Here is a 19,620-nt window from a genome sequence, read left to right as displayed (position 1 = left end):
CTGGCAAAAAGACCGACTATCAGACCAATAAACAGAAAAAGACAAACGCCTCTTAAGTGTTTGTCTTCAATCTGAAACCTAAATAAGGTTTCACGATAGACGTAGCGGATTTTTGATTGAAAGATAAAAAAAGGGTAGAATGTAGTCAAGAAATCTTTGGAGGAAGAAAATGAGAGAATTTGATATTATCAGCATTGGTGGAGGAAGTGGTGGTATTGCCACTATGAATCGAGCGGCTATGTATGGTGCCAAGGCTGCCGTTATTGAAGGCAGCTATATCGGTGGAACCTGTGTCAATCTAGGCTGTGTTCCTAAAAAAATCATGTGGTACGGTTCTCAAGTAGCTGAAGCCATTCACACTTATGGACCAGAATACGGTTTCACCAGCCAGGATGTTCACTTCAACTTCGCAACCCTGCGTCAGAACCGTGAGGCCTATATCGAGCGTTCTCGTTCCTCTTATAGCAATACCTTCAAAAACAATCAGGTTGAGGTCATTCAAGGTTTTGCTAAATTTGTAGATAGCCATACGGTCGAGGTCAATGGTGAGCGAATCAAAGCCAAACACATTGTCATCGCTACTGGTGGTCTTCCAGTTATTCCCGCCATTCCAGGTGCTGAATTGGGTGTCGTGTCCGACGACTTCTTTGCCTGGGAAGAATTGCCAGAGTCTGTCGCTGTTATCGGCGCTGGCTATATTGCCGTTGAGGTGGCTGGCGTCCTACACGGTTTGGGAGTGGATGCCCAGCTCTTTGTCCGCGGCGACCGCCCATTGCGTAACTTCGATACCTACATTACGGATGCCCTCATGGAAGAGATGGAGCGAACTAAGCTCCCACTTCACACCCATAAAACGCCAAGCAAGCTGGAGAAAACGCCAGAAGGAAAAATCCAAATCTTCTTTGAGGACGGCACTTCCCACATTACTGACCAGGTTCTCTGGGCTGTTGGGCGCAAGCCAAATACCAACCAGCTTAACCTAGAAGCTACTGGTGTGACACTAACAAAATCGGGCCACATCGAAGTCAACCAATACCAAGAAACAGTGGTTCCTGGCATCTATGCCTTGGGCGACGTGACGGGTGAAAAAGAGTTGACACCCGTTGCTATCAAGGCTGGACGGCTCCTATCGGAACGCTTATTCAACGGTAAAACAGATGCCAAAATGGACTACACAGACATTCCAACTGTTGTCTTCTCCCACCCAGCTATCGGTACGGTCGGATTAACAGAAGACCAGGCCCTTGTTCAATACGGTGCGGACCAAGTCAAGTGCTACACTTCAGCCTTTACCTCTATGTACACAGCCATGGCAGACAACCGCCAGCTGACCAAGATGAAACTAGTCACCGTTGGTCCTGAAGAACGAGTGGTCGGCCTCCACGGTATCGGCTACGGTGTCGACGAGATGATCCAAGGTTTCTCAGTTGCTATCAAAATGGGAGCTAGCAAGGAACAATTTGACGCCGTTGTGGCCATCCACCCAACTGGCTCAGAAGAATTTGTCACCATGCGATAGAAATTTCATAAAAACGCTCAGACTTTCATCTGGGCGTTTTATCATCTTATGGCAAAATAGCAATGGCTCTAACTGGTGAACCCGAGCCCTTTTCCCAATGTGGAAAGGCGATGGAAATCAAGCTCCCCGTCGCTGGAACCTGATCAAGATTGTTGAGGACTTCTACCTGGTAAATGTCTTTTGACAGAAGATAGTATTCCTCTGGAAGGCTACCACCATTCTCTGCTGCTGACACTCCTGAGTCTGTATCCAGGGTCTCATGACCAACGGCCTTGACCTTGCGTTCCTCAATCAGATACTCCAAGGCATCATGGCTCCAACCTGGGGTATGTTGCACTCCATTATCATCCAAATTACGGATGGCATCCTGGCTTGGCCAGCGTTTAGACCAGTCTGAGCGGAAGGCAACAAAGGACTCCTCTGCAATAGGACCATGTTCCTCTTCAAAATCCAAAATATCCTGCTTGGTGATTTGGTAATCTGGATTTGCTGCAACTGCCTCCGACTTATCGATAACATAAAGAGGCAGGAGCAAATCTTTCAAGTCAATCTCGTCCAAATAACGAGCCCCCTCCACAAAGTGAACAGGCGGGTCGATATGGGTACCATACTGGCCAACGACCGTGAACTGCTCTACGAAAAATCCGTCCTTGTGGTCAAACAAGGTCTTCTTCTCCAAGGCAGGCAGGGCAGGGAAATGAGGACTATTTTCATTGATTTGATGGGTCAAATCCACCCATTTTTTGGCTTTTAAGGTACGGTAAATAGCTAATAATTCTGACATAGGATATCTCGCTTTCTTATTTTTATCCATTGTAGCATGAGAATGGATCAGTCTACTTAAAAAACATAGTTTTTTACTTATATAACTTTTTTATGAATAGCTATAGATTTTTCCTATAACTGTGACAGCTGATAGTCAATGGATTGACTTCCTTTGAAAATCAAACTATAATTTTGTTAACCAATTATTATAAAAGGATAACCATCTCATGAAACAAGAATCAACTCTCCATTTGGTCTACACTGCAATCGGTGCGGCCCTCATTGCAGCTCTTTCACAAATCAGCCTTCCCATTGGTCCTGTTCCCTTTACTCTCCAAACCCTGGCTATCGCCCTGATTGCCTGCCTCTACCCAAGGAAACTGGCCCTGGCAAGTGTCGGAATTTATCTGACCTTGGGTGCCATTGGACTGCCTATATTCGCAGGATTGTCAGGTGGAGTGGCCAATCTTTTCGGACCGACTGCTGGATTTCTCTGGGGCTTTTTGGCCTACGCGGCTATCACATCCAGCTTGACGACAAATAATAGTTCTCCATTCCAGGTCTTTCTGGCTTGTCTGCTGGGAACCGCTACTTGCTTTGGACTGGGATGTTTAGTATTCAAACTGGTCAGCGGTGCTAGCTGGACAGATACTCTTGGCTGGACAGTCCTGCCCTTCATCCTGCCTGATTTAGCAAAAATTTCCCTCGCCACAGTGGCACACAAACTCCTCCAACCAGTTATGAGAAAAAGGAACCTAATTGCTTAGGCTCCTCATCTTACTTATTGGTAAATGCATCCAGCATGACTTGAAATTCTTCATTGCTGAGGGTAATGCCCTTGCCCATCTTGGTATGGTCGGGACTCCAAGTGCGGATGTCATATTTGGCTGGTGCTCCGTTAAAGGACACACGGTTAAGCTCCTTAGTCCAGCCCTTGTCATTCTCAGAAAGAACCAAGAGTTTTTCTTCGATTTCAAATGTAAATTCTGCCATTTGTTACCTCCTTCACTTATTTGTTCGCAAACACTTGTCATTTTTATAAAAATTGTATAAGATGATTATAGCAAGTTTGAAAGGATATTGCCATGAAGAGGTTTTTGGAATCCATTTTCGACCGTATCAATGATTTTCTGGTTTACAGATCCCAACCAAAGCCTATGGAGCCTGCAACCAGAGAAGAGATTCAAGAGTATCTTGAGCTGGCCATTCAAAAGAAGGCTGCTATCCATGTTATTTATGGTGAACGTAGCTTTACCGGGGATATTGTCAAGTATGACAAGGAACGACAACGCTTGATTATGAAAAATTTCAAACGTCGCGTGACCAGTATCATTCGGATTGATGAAATTAAAAAAATCTCTCTGGTTCCAGAAAACATCAAAAAATCACAACTATCAAAAGGCTGAATTTCTCCAGCCTTTTTCTTATGCACGAATAGTAACAGCCTTGCCATCTTCCTGATAAAGATTGATGAGCCCTGACTTGCAGGCGCGGATCATATCGCCTGGATAGATTTCACAGTCTAGCTTAATAGTCAGCAGTTCCATAGGCTTATTGGCACGGTCAATCTTATCTCCATTGGAATCATGCAGGCCTTGAATGGTCGTCTCAAAATGACGGAAACCTGGCCCGTAGAACTCAACTTGGTCTCCTTCGTTGATGACATTGCGCTGACGAATAGTTGCTGTCATGGTTTCCTTGTCAAAGGCCACTACTTCAGCGATAAATTTGTATTCTGGAATTTTACGGCGGGCACCAAACAATTGCTCGTTTTCAGTTGGTGGATTGTAGTAAAAACCAGTTGCCAGTTCACGCTGGGCTACTTTCCACAACTCGTCAATCAGGTCTTGTTTGATCGCTTCAAACTTTTCTGGACTTTCTAGATAGGCATCGACCGCAGCCTTATAGCAGTTGGTTACGGTTGACACGTAGTGGACAGATTTCATCCGGCCTTCGATTTTTAGGCTATCAACCCCATTTTCAATCATGTCTGGAATATGGTCGATCATACACATATCCACCGCAGACATGGAGAACTCCTCTGGTATTTCCCCCTTAATCGAACGACGCTCTTCACCAAATGGGAGGTCATAGAGATTGTACTTCCAACGGCAAGACTGGGAACATCCGCCACGGTTGGCGTCACGTTTGCTCATGTGGTTGGAGAGGACGCAACGTCCTGAGTAGGAGATACACATGGCACCGTGGACAAAGGCTTCGATTTCAACATCTGTCCGTTTACGGATTTCAGCTACCTCTTCCATGGTCACTTCGCGGGCTAAAACAACGCGGGTCAAGCCCAATTCCTTCCAGAACTCGAAGGTTTCATAGTTGGTCGATGAAGCCTGGGTGGACAGGTGGATTTCAAGTCCCGGCGCTTCAGTGGCACATATAACGATGAGAGCCGGGTCAGATACGATAACGGCATCCAAGCCCATGTCACGCAATTCGCGGAACCAGGCTCCCGCTCCTTCTTCATTCCCTTCATGGGTCACCATGTTAGCCGCAACATAGACCTTGGCACCACGGGCGTGGGCGTATTCAATTCCTTCCCGCATCTCGTCCATAGTAAAGTTCCCAGCCCGGCTACGCAGACCGTAGGCCTGACCGCCAACAAAGACAGCATCGGCACCATAATCAATGGCAACCTTCAATTTCTCCAATGTCCCAGCAGGTGACAAGACCTCAGGACGCTTTAATGCTTTTGACATAATATTCCTCTTTCTATTTGCAGGATAGAATTAAGATAAAAATTAAGAATTGGCGACGGTTTTCAAATGGAACGATATTTTTCCACTTGAAAACCTATTGCAGGGCCTAGGAACTTACCTATATTAAGTGGCAAAGTTGGCTCTGCCAGTATAGATTGATTTGAATTAAAATATGCGACGATAGCTAGGTCAAAACGACACTTTTTGACCTAGCTATCTAGTGTAACTGACAAGGAAAGGTTCAATGGAACTTTCCGTTTAGTGGCGAGCTCCTTTAGAAGCCGACACTAAGTCAGTTACCAGGATAGAATTAAGATAAAATCTAAGAATTGGCGATGACTAAAACAACCCTCTGGACCGGGCTTTCCCATTGACAGGCTCGGGATAAAACAGTCCCACGGACTGGCCTCGCTTCTCTATTTCTAGGCTCGGGATAAAACAGTCCCCCGGACTGGCCTCGCTTCTCTATTTCTAGGCTCGGGATAAAACAGTCCCCCGGACTGTTTTATTACCTCACCTTGTTCCGGTCAAATTCGTAAAATCCGGTGTCCAAACCCCGTTGGCTTGGGTGGAACTTGCGTACTTGTTCGTCCAAGAGAAAGGCTTGGTCGTAGGTGAATTCTCCTTTTTCCAATAAATCACGCGCTTGGACGAATAATTTGGCAATCTCGACGAAGTTCTGACCTGGACAAAAAATACCATCCAACTTCCAATTTCGGTAGCCATGTTCATAAAGCTCTGTCAACTTGGTCATCATGTCAATATCATTGTTGATAAAAATATGCGTTCCGTGTTTATCCTCAAAAATGGAATAATGACTTTCTGGATCTGCAGGTTCTGCCAAGAAAAGTCCACGTTCCTTGGACAAATCCGTCTCATCCGCCTTAGTGAAGTTATAGTAGTTTTTGAGCAAGGTCCGCTTGGAATGGTGGATAACAGAGGCACCGTAAACCAATATTTCCGTAGGAATTTCCAGATTTTCCGAAATATCAAAGAGTTCTGCCGATGGGATTTCTCTTGCTAAGACAGCCTCGACAGCGCCGTGGTCCTTCCAGAAATTGATTTGTCGGCTGGATGTTACAAAGACAGATGTGTCGTAAATAAGCTTGAAATTGTAGCCGTCCCGCTTATTGATATAAAAAACACCTGCATCCCCAACGACCAGATAATCGACCTTGATTTCTTTCATCAATTCCATAAAAGGCTTGATATTGTCCATCATATCTTGGTGCATGAGAGCGTTGGCTGCGACAGTCAATTCCTTGCCTGCCTCGTGAACCAGCTCTGCTATTTGGCGAAGCTCATCATAGGAAAAATTGGTCGGAATTCGGAGGGCATGGTCTGCCTCACCAACATAAATACGGTCAACACCTGCTGCTAACAGTTCTTTGACCTGTTCAATGCTTTCAGCTGTTGCTGTTATAATAATATTTTTCATAATGTTCATTATATCACAAAGATTTTTTAAAAACGGAAGCGGACCTGAATTTTAATCTTCAGACTTTTCTAATTTTTTTGTAACAATATTGTAACAATCTTGTTACAGTTTCCACTCAATTTTATGGTATTCTTGAAAAGCAAAATAAAGGAGACGATATGGCACTTAGACAATATCGGCCTGACCAAATCCCCACTGAAGAGTATATCCCGAAAGAGAAACAGGCCCCTTATCAAGCGTACCAAGCAAGAGAATCCAGTCTTCCACGAATCAATGAATTATTATTTTTTGTGAATATTGTTGTTTTTAGTATTTTGACGGTTCTAGCAACTTACGTGTATCTTTCGCTGAACATCCCTGCCTTCCTGTCCTTCTGCTTGGCTATTCCAAGTGGTTTTATTGGCATGCAGCTGCTCAAATACTCATCAAATAAAATATTTAAACGATTATTCTCGTAAACATCACCTGAGGGCTCAAAGCCCTCTTTTTCTTGCAAAAAAGCCAGGGCAGTAATCCTGTCCTAGCTCGCTGTCTTCATTAAAAAACTAATATTGATTCAATAGCCTTGATGTAGAAATCCACTACTCTTGACGGACGTGGCTAATCTTATATCTGAACTGGTCTGCCCGCGCAATACTAAAGGTAAACTCAATAATCTTATTTTTTTGATTGTAGGTCTTCCGAGTGATATGAAGAACAGGACTATTGTTTTTAATGCCCAGGACCTTGGCCTCATGGTCTAGTGCAATACTGGCATAAAATTCTTCTTCTGCCAGCCGAATGGTTTGATTGTAATCTTCAGCAAATATTTCATAGAGCGGCATGTGATTAAGGCGCTCTTCAGTCATTCCAGGTACAACTTCAGCTGGAATATAAGTCTTTTCCAGCATCATTGGAACATTATCAGCTAGGCGAATCCGTTCTAATTCAACGATGGGCTCGTTGATGTCGATTTGCAGCTGCTTGGCCAGATACTCGGACGCATTTTTCTCAAGCAACGACAAAATCTGGGTCTTTGGAACCTTGCCGATTTTCCGCATCTGCTCTGTAAAACTATAGGCAGAGGACAGATCAACAGCAGGCTCTCTTATCTCTGAAACATAGGTTCCCTTACCATGTTTTTTATAAACAAGTCCCCTTCTTTCCAATTCTTGAATTGCCAGGCGGACTGTAATCCTACTCACCCCATGAATATGAGTTAACTCGCGCTCAGAAGATAATTTATCATTCGGCTCCATGGTATTCCGAATCTTCATTTCCAATTCGTCTACCAATTGTAAATATAGCGGTTTGTCACCTGCTTCGGTAACCATATTATCACCTCTTCCATTGGTTATAACCACTATTAGTATAGTAAAAAAACGTTCGGAAATCAAGAATTTATAGAGATTTTCCCTACTTTTCATTTTTTAGGAAAATTTCAAGAAAAATGTCGGTAAATCATCCGCGACTGCCAGTAATAGACTCATTTCCTCACCAACTTAACCACCGCCTCAACCGGTGTACTATTGTCCAAACTAATTTCTAAGTCTTCTTCAATGATTGGAAGCTTGAAATGAATGGCTTTTACCCAACGTCCTGCTTTATTTTTGTCATCATAAATTTCGACTTTTTCAATCAACATCTGACACAATCGCTTCTTGTCGATATCTTCCATGACGTCCATAAATGATGCAAAGTTGACCAATATTTTATAAATATTATCAGCGGTCATTTTATCTTTTAGGATTACCTCTCGTTTAGATTCACTTGTCTCAATTAGTATCTCTACATCTGCTAATTTATCATAAATAGTATTTAATCTCATATCCAAATCAATTGACTTTTGCTGAAAATGAGGATCTTCAAAATTTAAGGAGTCAATCTGTTGGATTAAATTCAATTTGGTTGCATTGAGCTGGCGAAAGAGACTCTTATATTGTTCAATTTCACTGTCTATCCTACTTGTATCAACCTGAATATTTATTTTCTCTTGCAGTTTTCGTGCAAAATCAGGTCTTGAAACTAACTTACTAATGGTTGATAATACTTCATGGTCTAAATTTCCAGTTTTAAGTTGCTTGTTAAATGTACATTTATGACCATCTACATGTTTTCTATGTTTACAAGCATAGTAGTAATAGTTTTTATAGTATTCATCTTTCTTATTTTTATTTCGCTTGATACTTTTATTTCCATAAAGCCCAGCATGGCATAATGGACATTTTATCAACCCTGAAAGTATATAGATAGAATCGCCCTTGTTTGGATTCTCACGTTTATACTTATGGGCATTAGCTTCTCGTTTTTTCCTCACTTTTTTCCAAGTCTCATCGTCAATAATTGCTTCATGGATTCCGTCTGTTAGAATATAATTTTCAGACTGCGTGACTTTCGTTTCACCAGAAATTTTATCTCGAGTGCTTTCACGCCGTCCAAAAGCAATTTTTCCATTGTAAACTGGATTGTCTAAGATTCTTGCAATGCCACTTGATGAAAAATATGGAAGGGTGCTATTATGTCGAATTGGTTTCTTTATATCTAGGTTGGCTAAATGCTTGGCAATAGCTATAGTGCCCATATCACTGTTGGCAAATAAATCAAAAATCATCTTTACGGATTCAGCTTCTTCATGATTTACTTGTAATTGACCATTAACAAGGGAATATCCTACAGGCGCAAATCCACCATTCCATTGACCAGCTCTCGCTTTTTGTCTACGACCTTCCATAGCTTGAGAAATAATATTCTCTCTTTCCATTTCAGCAACTGCCGACAAGATCGTAATAACTAACTTTCCTGAATCCTTTGAACTATCCAGTCCATCATCAACGCAAATCAGATTTACACCATGAGATTCCATAATAGCTAGAGATTTTAAAGTATCCGCAGCATTCCGACCAAAACGTGATAATTTGAATACAAGTACATAGTCCACCTTATCTTTCTCTGCTTCGATGTCTGATATCATGTTCATAAATTCCGTTCGTCCTAGCATGGTTTTACCAGATTTCCCAGCGTCTTGATAGGTTTTCACAATCTCAATATCAAAAGCATTGGCATATTGCTGAATTTTTGCTTCTTGAGCATCTAATGAAAATCCTTCAACCTGCATAGTCGTAGATACCCTTGTATAGATATAGGCTTTCTTTCGCTTCATTTAATTTCTCCTTGAAAAGTTTGACCAAAAAATACCCTTATAATCTTAAGGGTATTTTAACTCTTTTTAGAAAAGAATACAAGCAACTACTCATCAGTGTACAGGTTTTCTTCCTTGATTGGTAAATTTGAGCAATCAATGTTGTCTCCATATTTCAGAAGCATTTCTTCCAAAAATCTCACTAGTTCATCCATAGATGACCTCCAAGTGAAATTATTTGACTCTGATTCCTCATTACAAAAGGCAGAAGTAGTTGCTTGTAGAAATGTAAATCATGTAAGTTCATGATAAACTCCTTCTATAACTCAACTATATTCTGCCATTTTTTGGAAATTATAAAAAAACCGTTAATGAATTTGATATTAGTTTTAATTCCATGCAAAAATCTTCTTACAGAAGGTAAGAAGATTTTAGTTTTAAAACATTGTTAGATGTGTACTAGAAGTATATATACAGTACGATTAAACACAACTCTTGTCAACATTTTAAAAATTATTATCCACTTAAAAAATTGCCTCATTCATCAACTTCATTTCATAAGGAATTAGCTTTGAACTTATTTGCGAAATATTATCCTTTAGATATTGGATAATATTAGGATAACCAGTTAACTCCTCTGGTAATTTTACTTTCTTGACTGCTGAACAAGGTACCCCATAATCAATTAAGAATTGTAATCTTTCATCAACTTGTTCATTTTCTAATAAAGAAGCAAACACGCTATATTCCCCGCACTTCATTTTTGATTGGCTAAAAACATATTTTTGAATAGAATCAACAACAGCAAGAAGCTTGGGAATCTCAAAATTTGCATCAGTTCTCTGAAATTTCAGCATATAATCGATAGCCCGATCCAAAGGATCTTTCTTATTTTTTTTAACATAGTAATCGTATTGTTCATAAATCAATTCTTTGAATGATAGATTTATATATTTCAAGGCTGTTACTGCTTTATTTTGACTATAGCCATACTCATCTCTATGCTTCAGGTACTTATATCCTAAAAATAATCAGTTCTATAATAAATTAAAAATCGTGTTGGTAGAAAAATCGTCTACTTCTACCAACACGATTTTACAAAGAGCCAGTACTTACATCTCTTTTTCTCCTGTAAAACTATTGTATCTTGATACTTTAAGGAGTTTCAATCATTCGATCTGTTAACCGTTATTTTTTGGATCTAAACTTAATAACATAGCATTAATGGCGACGATGACTGTTGACACAGACATTAGGATTCCTCCTAATGCAGGGCTTAATGTGATACCAATAGGAGCCAAAATTCCTGCAGCTAGAGGGATAGCTATAAAGTTATAACCAGCTCCCCAAAATAGGTTTTGTTTCATTTTACGAGTTGTTTTGTGTGCTAATTCAATGAATGATTCAATATCTCCTGGATCGGATTGAGTCAATATGACATCAGCTGAATCCAATGCAACTTGAGTTCCAGCACCTACAGCTATACCAACATCTGCTAAGGCAAGAGAAGGAGCATCATTTACACCATCACCTACCATGATAACTTTCTTTCCTTCATCTTTAAGTGTTTTAACTAACTCATATTTGTCTTGTGGAGATTGATTTGATCTATACTCAATCCCTAAAACTTCTGCCGCGCCTTGAGCCGCTTTTTCATTATCACCTGTTGCCATAATTGGTTGAATATTGTTCTTTTTAAGAGCTTTAATTAACTCTTTACTCGTTGGTTTTAATTCGTCCCCTAAAGCTACAGCACCAATGGCATCATCGTTTTCTACTAAGACACTAAGAGTTGCTCCTTTTGGAATATCCATATCAAGATTACGTCCATAGGCTTTTTGACTGATTAATTGGTAACGGTGCCCACCTGCTTTACCCTCTACTCCAGAACCGGAAATCACATCAATCGAATCAAAAGATGCTGGACGTATATCTTGCTGCTCGGCGAACCTTATAATTGATTGAGCAATTGGGTGGCTAGATCCTCCTTCAATACCTGCCAATAAGGCAATGATTTCCTCTTTTGTATATTTGTCATTAAGAAGTTTTACATCTAATACTTTAAATTCACCAGTTGTTAAAGTACCCGTTTTATCTAAAATTATCACATCTGCATCTTGAGCTATTTCTAAGGCTTGGCGGTCTTTTACTAGTAAGCCACGGCTAGCCCCTAAGCTTGTGCTTCGGGCGGTTACCAATGGAATAGCCAGACCCAATGCGTGCGGACAAGCAATAACTAATGTAGTAATAGTAAATATAACTGCCGTTGGGATATCTCCAATAATCATCCACACTACAAAAGCAATTAGCGCGACAATAACAGCAATATAGAAGAGCCACCCTGCAACCTTTTGCGCAATATTTTCTGCCCTGGAAGGCTGACTTTGAGCTTGGCTAATTAAAGTCTGTACTTGAGAGATAAAGGATTGATCACCTGTCTCATTCACTTTAATATAAAGAACCCCTTCTCCATTTGTTGAGCCTCCGATTACTTCATCGCCAGGACCTTTTTTAACTGCTTTTGATTCTCCAGTCAAAAGAGCTTCATTTACACGTGATTCGCCACGCTCGATAGTTCCGTCTGCTGGCACATTTTCTCCGGCTTGAACACGAATTAAATCGCCTACCTGTAAGTCAGCAACTGGACGTATTTCAATTGAATCATCTTCTAACACAACGTGAGCATCTTTTGGTACCAACTTAGCCAATGCTGCTTGTGCGTCTCCTGCTTCTCCAATAGCTTTCATCTCAATCCAGTGACCTAATAACATGATTAATAATAATGAAGCAAATTCAAAGAAAAAGTCCATCACGTGTCCACCCGTTACGTAGGTAATGATAACAGCATAAATACTGTATAAATATGAAACACTTATACCTAAAGAAACTAGAGCCATCATTCCAGGTTCTTTTTGTTTAAATTCGTCAACTGCGCCTTGATAGAATGGACGTCCACCATAAATAATTAATATAGTAGATAAAATAGCTACTACAATATCAGAATATGGAAAAGTAAACTGGAATGGTAGGTCAAACCCAGCCATAGGGGATAAGAGCATAATAATGATTCCTAGTGGCAATGATTTTAAGAAAAGTTCCTTAAAGTTACCGTGATGATGGTGTTCATGCCCTCCGTGATGCCCACTGTGGTCATGCCCACTGTGCCCGCTGTGCCCGCTGTGCCCGCTGTGATCATGCTCAGCATGATGTTCTTGATGTTGATTCTTATGGTCTCCATGTTCTTCCGTGCTTACGTGCTCATGTTTTGAATGATCCATGTCGCCATGATTATGGTGACAGTGGGATAAATGTTTGTTGTTATTGTTCATTTTAAATTCCTCCTTATTCTTAATGATGATGTAAATGACACTCGCATTGTCTTTCTGGACAATTGCAATCCACTTCTTCTACTGCGAAAGATTTTTTTATCTCTAATATTTTTTCTAGTCGATCTATATCATCGAAGCTTAAGACATGATCTTCAATATTATTTATTATTCTACTTTAATTTGTCCCATCATACCTGCTTCTTCATGTTCAAGAATGTGACAGTGGTACATATAACTACCCTTCTTATTAAACTTAACTATAAGTCTTACTTTTTCGTTAGGCTCAATATATACAGTATCTTTCCATCCGCTCTCCTCTGGAGAAGGCGCATTACCGTTTCTTGATAGAATTTGAACCTGGGTGCCATGAATATGGAATGGGTGTCCCATTTCATGCATCATAGATCCTGGGTTTGTAATTTCCCAAATCTCTGTATCTCCAAGCTTCACTGTTTCATCAATTCTATTCATATCAAACTTTTTACCGTTTATTGATACCATGTGACCCATACCTTGAAGCTCAAAACTGCTTATCTTAGTAGCTTGTGCTTCTGACATTCTTTCTATATTCGTTAAAGTGCTAGGTACTTCAGTATCATCTTTCCCATCGCCTTTAACATTAAAGGTCATAATGGCTTCCTTATTACTCATAAGTGATAGCTGCGTTCCCTTTTCATACTTTGAAAAGTCCACTATTATCTCTGCTCTTTCCCCAGGTGATAACATAATATTTCTCTGGCTAACCGGTTTTTCTAAAAATCCACCATCAGATGCTATTTGATAGAATCCATCTCTATTATCTAACTTCAAATTAAAGTTACTTGCATTAGCACCATTAACTATTCTAAATCTCATCTTGACTCTATTAACATCTAAATTAGGTTTAATAGCTCCGTTAACTATGATAGTATCCCCTGTTGCTCTATCCATCATATTTGTATTATAAATAAAACTGCCGTCCTTGCCAAAGCTTCTATCTTGAATTACTAAAGGTATATCATTTACTCCATATTCCTTAGGAATATTTAAGCTTTTTGATACTTCATCATCCACATAGAATAGTCCTGCTAAACCTTTATAAACTTGGGTAGCAGTATTTCCTACAAAGTGCGGATGATACCACAATGTTGCAGCCTGTTGATTTACTGTAAAACTAGGCTCCCAAGTTGTTCCTGGTTCAATTCCTTGATGAGGGCCCCCATCCTTTTCTCCTTCTACCTCTAGTCCATGCCAGTGAACTGTAGTTGCTTCTTTTAGCTTGTTATTTACGTGCACATTTACTTGCTCACCTTTACTTACTCTGATGACAGGGCCTAAGAAACTTCCGTTGTAACCCATAGTTCGTGTCTTGGTATTTGGTAAAAATGAAGTTTCTCTTTCTTGAGGTTCTAAAGTAAAATCCGCAATATTAGGATCTGGATTTTTATCCTCTAATAGTGGTGGTATAGGAAGTGTACTTTTTGTTTTACTTGTTTGAATATCTATATTAACTGCACTCTGGTTTATTTTAAAATAACTAATCATTGGTTCTAAAAGTGTAATATATCCAACTGCAGTTAATACGACTGTAAGTCCAATACCTAATAACATATGTTTATTCTTACTCATTTTTATTCCTCCTTATGTTAATGATGATGTAAATGACACTCGCATTGTCCTTCTGGACAATTGCAAGCCACTTCTTCTACTGCGAAAGATTTTTTTATCTCTAATATTTTCTCTAGTCGATCTATATCATCGAAGCTTAAGACATGATTTTCAATGATGCTTCCTATTACATTTCCAACTTTCTTATTGCAAATACGGTTAAAAATATCTTCTGCATAATCCCTTACGGCTTCTTTCTCTACAATATTGGCAGTGTAAATAAACTTTCTACCTTCTTGCTCTGTATTTAGTACGCCTTTTTCAACTAATCGACCTAAGATCGTTTTGATAGTGGATTCTGTCCAGTCCATTTTTTCTTTCAATACAGAGATGACTGTTTTACTAGTTACTCGATCATTTGCCCAAACTACACGCATTACTTCCCATTCAGCATCTGTGATAGAAGTATTAAGTTCTATTGTGCTCATTTTCCTTTCCTCCTTGTCGTTTACAAATGTAAACGAATGTGTTCAAAACAAGTCTACTATTGTAAACGAAATTTGTCAAGTCTTTTTATTAAATTCTCACTTTTTGGGGTCAGTCCCTTAAAACTGAAAGTTTTAAAATGAAATTAGCCATCTACCTATACTGTGAGATGAAGGCTACGACTCATTCTGATAAGTCATCGATTTCATTTGATGACAGGTTTGGAGCTGTTAGGCAAATTTGCCAAGGCTAATCATAGCCTTGCTTTAGCCCAAAAAAGACATCCAAGAGATTTCTCTTGAATGTCTGTAAACGCTGATATAATCGTAGGTCGCTTTGCTTTAAATTATACTTTTTTCTTAAACATTTGATACGAGTAGGTATTTCTTGTGAGTAATTTTCATCAAAAATTTCATATATAATCTCCCTATAATCATGGAAAAGTAGTAAAAATAGTTGTTATCCTAGTTGATTAAAAAAATCTCTGATTTCCTCATCTTTTATAAAATAATATATAATTTTCCCCTCTCTTCTAGTGTCCAAGATGTTTTGATTGGCTAGTTTACGAAGATGGTGGGAGGCAGATGCCATACTGAGATTTAATAAACAGGCTAATCTGTTAAAGAATGGATTACTTTATTGGTCCGCTATTTTTGAAAATATGGGCTTCTTTAATTAGTCCATTAATTTAGAGAATATGGACTAGTTTATTCAGCCATATATTATACAATTATGGACTACTTTACTTGGCCTTTTATTTTACAAACATGGATTACTTTATTAGCCAATGTTTTTCAATCATGGAGTAATTTATGAATCCATTATTACAGCCAAAATGGTCAACTATACAAAACCATTAATCGCTTAAATATGGATTACTTAAATAGTCAATACATTTTTCTATAATGGACTCGTTAAGGTGTCAATTTCATTCTAATAGTAAGAGATTGGTCTCCATAGATTTCAGTCCTAAAGAATAAAACATCAGTAATTAATTACTTGGTTCAGGGATAGTTCCCAATAAATTCATTCTCAAATTTTTAAAATGAGTTTTTAAGGCATACTGTATTAAAGAAAAATTTTTAAGGAGTATACGTGATGCCAAAATTAACTATTTCATTTAAAACAAATCCGAGAATGACAAACATTCGACATAATAATAGAGATTTAACAGAAAAAGAATGGAAGAGCCCAGAACATTCACATATTCTTAGAGATAAAAGTCATCAAAATATTGTAGTTAAACAATTAGATATTCGAGAGCTATATGAAAAGGAATTTGGACCTTCTTTGCAGGAATACAATGAAAAGCAGATAAGAAATGATCGAAAAATCAAGGATTATTATAAACATGTTGGTAAACTTGATACCTTAGATCAACAAAGAGAGTTTATCATTGGTATTGGATCAAAAGCGGATTGGGATGAATTACCAGAAGGATATAAACTCAACATAGGGATATATTTAGCTAAATATGCACAAGATTTCGAAAAACGTCATCCACATTTCCGTGTTTATAATGCAGTAGTGCATCTGGATGAAAAAGGTGCTCCGCATTTACATTTAAATGTAGTTCCCATCGCAGACGGTTATAAAAATGGTCTCTCTAAACAGCCCAGCTTTTCAAAAGCATTGAAGCAAGAGGGATTTACAGAAAAAGGAAAATTTCAACTTATGGCTTTTCGCAACAACGAAATTAAAGTCCTTGAGACAATGTTGAAAGAAATGGCAGTCGAACGTAAAAAAGTAGGTACGAACAAGATTAAAGACATGGATATTTTTCAAGTTTTGCAGGTGGTGGAGATAGTGCTTTTCCTTCGAGAAAGAAAATTCTATACGATTTAAAAATTGGAAAAGAAAGATATTATAATCACTATAACCTTTTACTAAAAGAAGGATATATAACAACAGAAAGAGAAAGATATTATCATGAACAAAAAAAGAAGTGGGTTTTAGGGAATAACATTTATACATTAGTATCTAATCCCAAAAAGTTTGAAGAACAAGCTTTAAATAAAGATACGCATAAAGAAAAATCATATTCAAGAATAAGAAATAATGGAATGAAATCTTTAGGGTATGGAACAGTACCTAAAGCAGTAATGTTAGATAGAAGATTAGATATTCAAGCAAAAGGAATTTATGTTTATTTTTGTAGTTTTGCAGGTGGTGGAGATAGTGCTTTTCCAAAGCTAGATAATATCTTATATCATCTTCAAATATCTAAAAAGACATATTATAAATACTACAATCAATTAGTGAAAACTAATTATATTGAAGCTGAACAAAGACAAATAAATGGAAGATTAGGAGTAAATGATTATTATTTAAATGAAAATCCAGATGAAGAAATTGCTAAAGAAATTGCTAAAAAACGAGTAAAAGTTGATATTAAGCCAATCCTACCGTGTAGTAAAAAACAGGACATTCAAAAACAGGACATTCAAAAACAGGACATTCAAAAACAGGACATTCAAAAACAGGACATCTATAATACTAACAGAACTAATACTAACAGAACTAATATTAATAGTTTTAATATTAACAGTCATTCATTCTATCAAGAGCAAGAAAATCTAAATACAGTAGATGAAAATCATCTGGAAGAAAAAGAACTTGATATAAGAGAGATTGAAAGACTGAACCTAAATAAATTAAAAGAAATTATTAAAAAAGATTTAAAAGAAAAAGGAACAATACCTTACAGCTATACTCAAAGTAACAGAGTTATGGAAGCAACTATTAAAATTTTAACTGAATATGATCACCATATGAATTGGTATAAAGAAAACAAAGATAATGGAAATACAGATAGTTTTTATACAGAAGCTTTAAAGCTATTCAATGAAGCACTTTCAGAAATGCTAACAACACAAGGCAATATGTTTTTAAAAGGATCAGTAGTAACTTACTCTAAAATTTACGATAGAATAGTTGAAGGAATAGAAATAAATGAAAACTATATGAGTATAGGTAGTGTATTGGATAATTCAATAACAGATTATAGAGAAGCTTCAAGTCAAGAAGAAATATATAGTCCATTAAATTACATGAAATCAGTAATATGGAACGCATTGCTAGTAGGAGATATTAAAATGACATCAGACATAGAAAGGACTTTTGGAAATGGAAGAACAAACTTTTATTAAAGAAAAAAAGCTTATTAGTCTGGCAACTAATAAACTTTTCAAAAGTAAAACTATTTAGCTGTTAGCTTAATATAACAAAATAATTATATCATAATTCGGTTGTTTGGACTACCAGAGAAGATAAGGAATTCTTTTTTCCTTATCTTTACTGATAGTTTATTATGTTTATTTTTGTGTTTTTTTATACTAGAGAGAACGAGATTTTTTTCTTTTTTCTACTTGTTTGTTTTGAGTAGAAGATTTTGTTTTATCTTTTAATTCTTCTACATTAAATTTTGGTTTTTCTTTTTTTACTTTTTCTCTAGTTTTAGCTTTATATTTTTCTTTAGGCTCTAATAAATGGCTACCTTTGTAAGATAAGCTAGAAAGATTATTAACTGCAACATTATCAATTAAATTTATGCCTACTAGATCAGCAAGTTGTTTAATGTTAGAAACTCTATCAATACTTTCTTCACTATATCTTATGTGTGAAGCATTAGTTTTAGTCGATAAAGCAAATGACTTACTATCATGTAATATAGCTTTTTCAATGATATGTTTAGCTTCTTCTTTTGAAGTTAAGTTTTCTGGCAAGATCTCACTTTCTATAATAGTATTTTTAGTGTCTAAATATAAAGCCACATTAATATTATCATAATCATCATATCTTGTCATTATGAAGTCTTGTATATCATCTGGACTTTTAATTCTGGTATTTTCTATACTAAATTTATTTGCCTTGCTAAAATATTGATTTTGCAGTTCTTTTAATTTATTTATTTTTTGCAAATTATCTTTATCGCTAATATATTCTTCTGGATTTTTAATAAAATTTTTAATAGAAGTATCTTTTAAAATATTTTTCAGTTCAGTTTTAGTAATCTTAGTAAATTTATTTAAAAGATTTATATGCTGATCTGTATCTTTTTTTAATATATTTTTATGTGATAAGGTATTTGTTTTTTCTATTTCATAATTTACAGTTATATCCCCTTCTTCTCTAAATGAATAATAGTCATTTCTTCCAATGATAATATGATCTATTATTTTTTTATCTAAAGCTTTTGCTACTTCTTCTAGTCTATGTGTTATGTTTCTATCTGCATTACTAGGTGCGAGGTCTTATCAAGAGTAAATTACAAAAGAATCATTTAAATCAATACTTTCACTTTGAATACATGTATTTGAAGTGGAAGGTACTTATTTCAAAAATAGTAAAACCTGTATCTTAAATTACTTAATAGTAACATAAGATACAGGCTGATTTTTTATTCATTGTTATTTATACTAAAGCACCCGATAGCTCTGAAAACAATCACAAATTCAACTTTTCAAAGCCACAGCTTTAAGTTATTTTGTCCAGACAACCCCCATTGCCCAACCCATTTTATGGAATTGGCATCCAGGCAACAACTTTTCATATAAATCGTAATAATTTTGTTCAGCTGGAAGAACAACTGTAAGCGCCCCATAACAAAGTATATTGAAAAAGGCTCCAAAGTCCTGTCGACTCTGGAACCTTTTTCTATTTACAAG

At 37.3% G+C, this 19,620-nt stretch carries 17 protein-coding genes and 4 pseudogenes; 6 read left to right on the top strand and 15 right to left on the bottom strand.

What is annotated here, in order from left to right:
- Positions 1–169 precede the first annotated feature (169 nt).
- A complete protein-coding gene (gene gorA / locus ACHBGV_RS08580) occupies positions 170–1,519 on the top strand; it encodes a glutathione-disulfide reductase (protein ID WP_394736125.1) in 1,350 nt (449 codons plus the stop codon).
- A gap of 46 nt (positions 1,520–1,565) precedes the next feature.
- On the opposite strand, the gene ACHBGV_RS08575 is transcribed toward gorA, so the two are convergent.
- Complete coding sequence (locus tag ACHBGV_RS08575) at positions 1,566–2,303, bottom strand: cyclase family protein (protein ID WP_105110679.1); 738 nt, start codon at positions 2,301–2,303, stop codon at positions 1,566–1,568.
- A 208-nt stretch (positions 2,304–2,511) separates the two neighbouring features.
- Between ACHBGV_RS08575 and ACHBGV_RS08570 the strand changes: the two genes are divergently transcribed.
- A complete protein-coding gene (locus ACHBGV_RS08570; RefSeq protein ID WP_105110678.1) occupies positions 2,512–3,051 on the top strand; it encodes a biotin transporter BioY in 540 nt (179 codons plus the stop codon).
- Between the two features lie 10 nt (positions 3,052–3,061).
- Here the strand turns inward: ACHBGV_RS08570 and ACHBGV_RS08565 are convergent, their stop codons facing one another.
- A complete protein-coding gene (locus tag ACHBGV_RS08565; protein ID WP_105110677.1) occupies positions 3,062–3,277 on the bottom strand; it encodes a YdbC family protein in 216 nt (71 codons plus the stop codon).
- 92 nt (positions 3,278–3,369) lie between these two features.
- On the opposite strand from ACHBGV_RS08565, the gene ACHBGV_RS08560 reads away from it, so the two are divergent.
- The gene (locus ACHBGV_RS08560) at positions 3,370–3,690 is read left to right on the top strand and encodes a hypothetical protein (protein ID WP_105123073.1); all 321 of its coding nucleotides are present in this window, start codon (positions 3,370–3,372) and stop codon (positions 3,688–3,690) included.
- An 18-nt stretch (positions 3,691–3,708) separates the two neighbouring features.
- On the opposite strand, the gene ACHBGV_RS08555 is transcribed toward ACHBGV_RS08560, so the two are convergent.
- Positions 3,709–4,995, bottom strand: a complete 1,287-nt coding sequence (locus tag ACHBGV_RS08555) for a U32 family peptidase (RefSeq protein ID WP_394736124.1) — start codon at positions 4,993–4,995, stop codon at positions 3,709–3,711.
- 508 nt (positions 4,996–5,503) lie between these two features.
- Complete coding sequence (locus ACHBGV_RS08550; RefSeq protein WP_394736123.1) at positions 5,504–6,433, bottom strand: peptidase U32 family protein; 930 nt, start codon at positions 6,431–6,433, stop codon at positions 5,504–5,506.
- 158 nt (positions 6,434–6,591) lie between these two features.
- On the opposite strand from ACHBGV_RS08550, the gene ACHBGV_RS08545 reads away from it, so the two are divergent.
- Entirely contained in the window at positions 6,592–6,891 is a 300-nt protein-coding gene (locus ACHBGV_RS08545) for a DUF3270 family protein (protein WP_105110673.1), read from the top strand.
- Between the two features lie 123 nt (positions 6,892–7,014).
- On the opposite strand, the gene ACHBGV_RS08540 is transcribed toward ACHBGV_RS08545, so the two are convergent.
- From ACHBGV_RS08540 to cadX, 8 genes and pseudogenes are all read right to left on the bottom strand, one after another.
- Positions 7,015–7,746, bottom strand: coding sequence for a GntR family transcriptional regulator (locus ACHBGV_RS08540; protein ID WP_105110672.1), 732 nt, complete (start codon positions 7,744–7,746; stop codon positions 7,015–7,017).
- Positions 7,747–7,898: 152 nt separating this feature from the next.
- On the bottom strand, positions 7,899–9,572 hold the full coding sequence (locus tag ACHBGV_RS08535) for a recombinase family protein (protein WP_394736122.1): 1,674 nt from the start codon (positions 9,570–9,572) through the stop codon (positions 7,899–7,901).
- A gap of 503 nt (positions 9,573–10,075) precedes the next feature.
- Entirely contained in the window at positions 10,076–10,480 is a 405-nt protein-coding gene (locus ACHBGV_RS08530; RefSeq protein ID WP_394736121.1) for a hypothetical protein, read from the bottom strand.
- Between the two features lie 252 nt (positions 10,481–10,732).
- Positions 10,733–12,880, bottom strand: coding sequence for a heavy metal translocating P-type ATPase (locus tag ACHBGV_RS08525; protein WP_206974776.1), 2,148 nt, complete (start codon positions 12,878–12,880; stop codon positions 10,733–10,735).
- 19 nt (positions 12,881–12,899) lie between these two features.
- Positions 12,900–13,037: pseudogene (locus ACHBGV_RS08520) on the bottom strand (CopY/TcrY family copper transport repressor); the annotation flags it as partial.
- 8 nt (positions 13,038–13,045) lie between these two features.
- Positions 13,046–14,488: a multicopper oxidase family protein gene (locus ACHBGV_RS08515; protein ID WP_394736120.1), complete on the bottom strand. Its 1,443-nt coding sequence runs from the start codon at positions 14,486–14,488 to the stop codon at positions 13,046–13,048.
- A 17-nt stretch (positions 14,489–14,505) separates the two neighbouring features.
- Positions 14,506–14,955 carry a CopY/TcrY family copper transport repressor gene (locus tag ACHBGV_RS08510; protein ID WP_018381135.1) on the bottom strand — a complete coding sequence of 150 codons (450 nt, stop codon included), beginning with the start codon at positions 14,953–14,955 and terminating at the stop codon, positions 14,506–14,508.
- A gap of 457 nt (positions 14,956–15,412) precedes the next feature.
- Positions 15,413–15,568: pseudogene (gene cadX, locus ACHBGV_RS08505) on the bottom strand (Cd(II)/Zn(II)-sensing metalloregulatory transcriptional regulator CadX); the annotation flags it as partial.
- 483 nt (positions 15,569–16,051) lie between these two features.
- Between cadX and ACHBGV_RS08500 the strand changes: the two are divergent.
- Together ACHBGV_RS08500 and ACHBGV_RS08495 are read left to right on the top strand one after the other, a co-directional pair.
- Positions 16,052–16,798, top strand: coding sequence for a plasmid recombination protein (locus ACHBGV_RS08500; RefSeq protein WP_394736119.1), 747 nt, complete (start codon positions 16,052–16,054; stop codon positions 16,796–16,798).
- A gap of 218 nt (positions 16,799–17,016) precedes the next feature.
- Positions 17,017–18,102, top strand: coding sequence for a helix-turn-helix domain-containing protein (locus tag ACHBGV_RS08495; protein ID WP_394736117.1), 1,086 nt, complete (start codon positions 17,017–17,019; stop codon positions 18,100–18,102).
- Between the two features lie 186 nt (positions 18,103–18,288).
- Here the strand turns inward: ACHBGV_RS08495 and ACHBGV_RS08490 are convergent, their stop codons facing one another.
- From ACHBGV_RS08490 to ACHBGV_RS08480, 3 genes and pseudogenes are all read right to left on the bottom strand, one after another.
- Positions 18,289–18,873, bottom strand: coding sequence for a JAB domain-containing protein (locus ACHBGV_RS08490; RefSeq protein WP_105117030.1), 585 nt, complete (start codon positions 18,871–18,873; stop codon positions 18,289–18,291).
- Positions 18,874–19,086: 213 nt separating this feature from the next.
- Positions 19,087–19,194: pseudogene (locus ACHBGV_RS08485) on the bottom strand (JAB domain-containing protein); the annotation flags it as partial.
- 240 nt (positions 19,195–19,434) lie between these two features.
- Positions 19,435–19,620: pseudogene (locus ACHBGV_RS08480) on the bottom strand (hypothetical protein); the annotation flags it as partial.

It is taken from the genome of Streptococcus sp. A34, from assembly GCF_043674115.1.
Taxonomy (GTDB): Bacteria; Bacillota; Bacilli; order Lactobacillales; family Streptococcaceae; genus Streptococcus; species Streptococcus suis_V.
The sequence above is the reverse complement of the archived record's forward strand: the minus strand, read 5'-3'. Positions and strand labels throughout refer to the sequence as shown.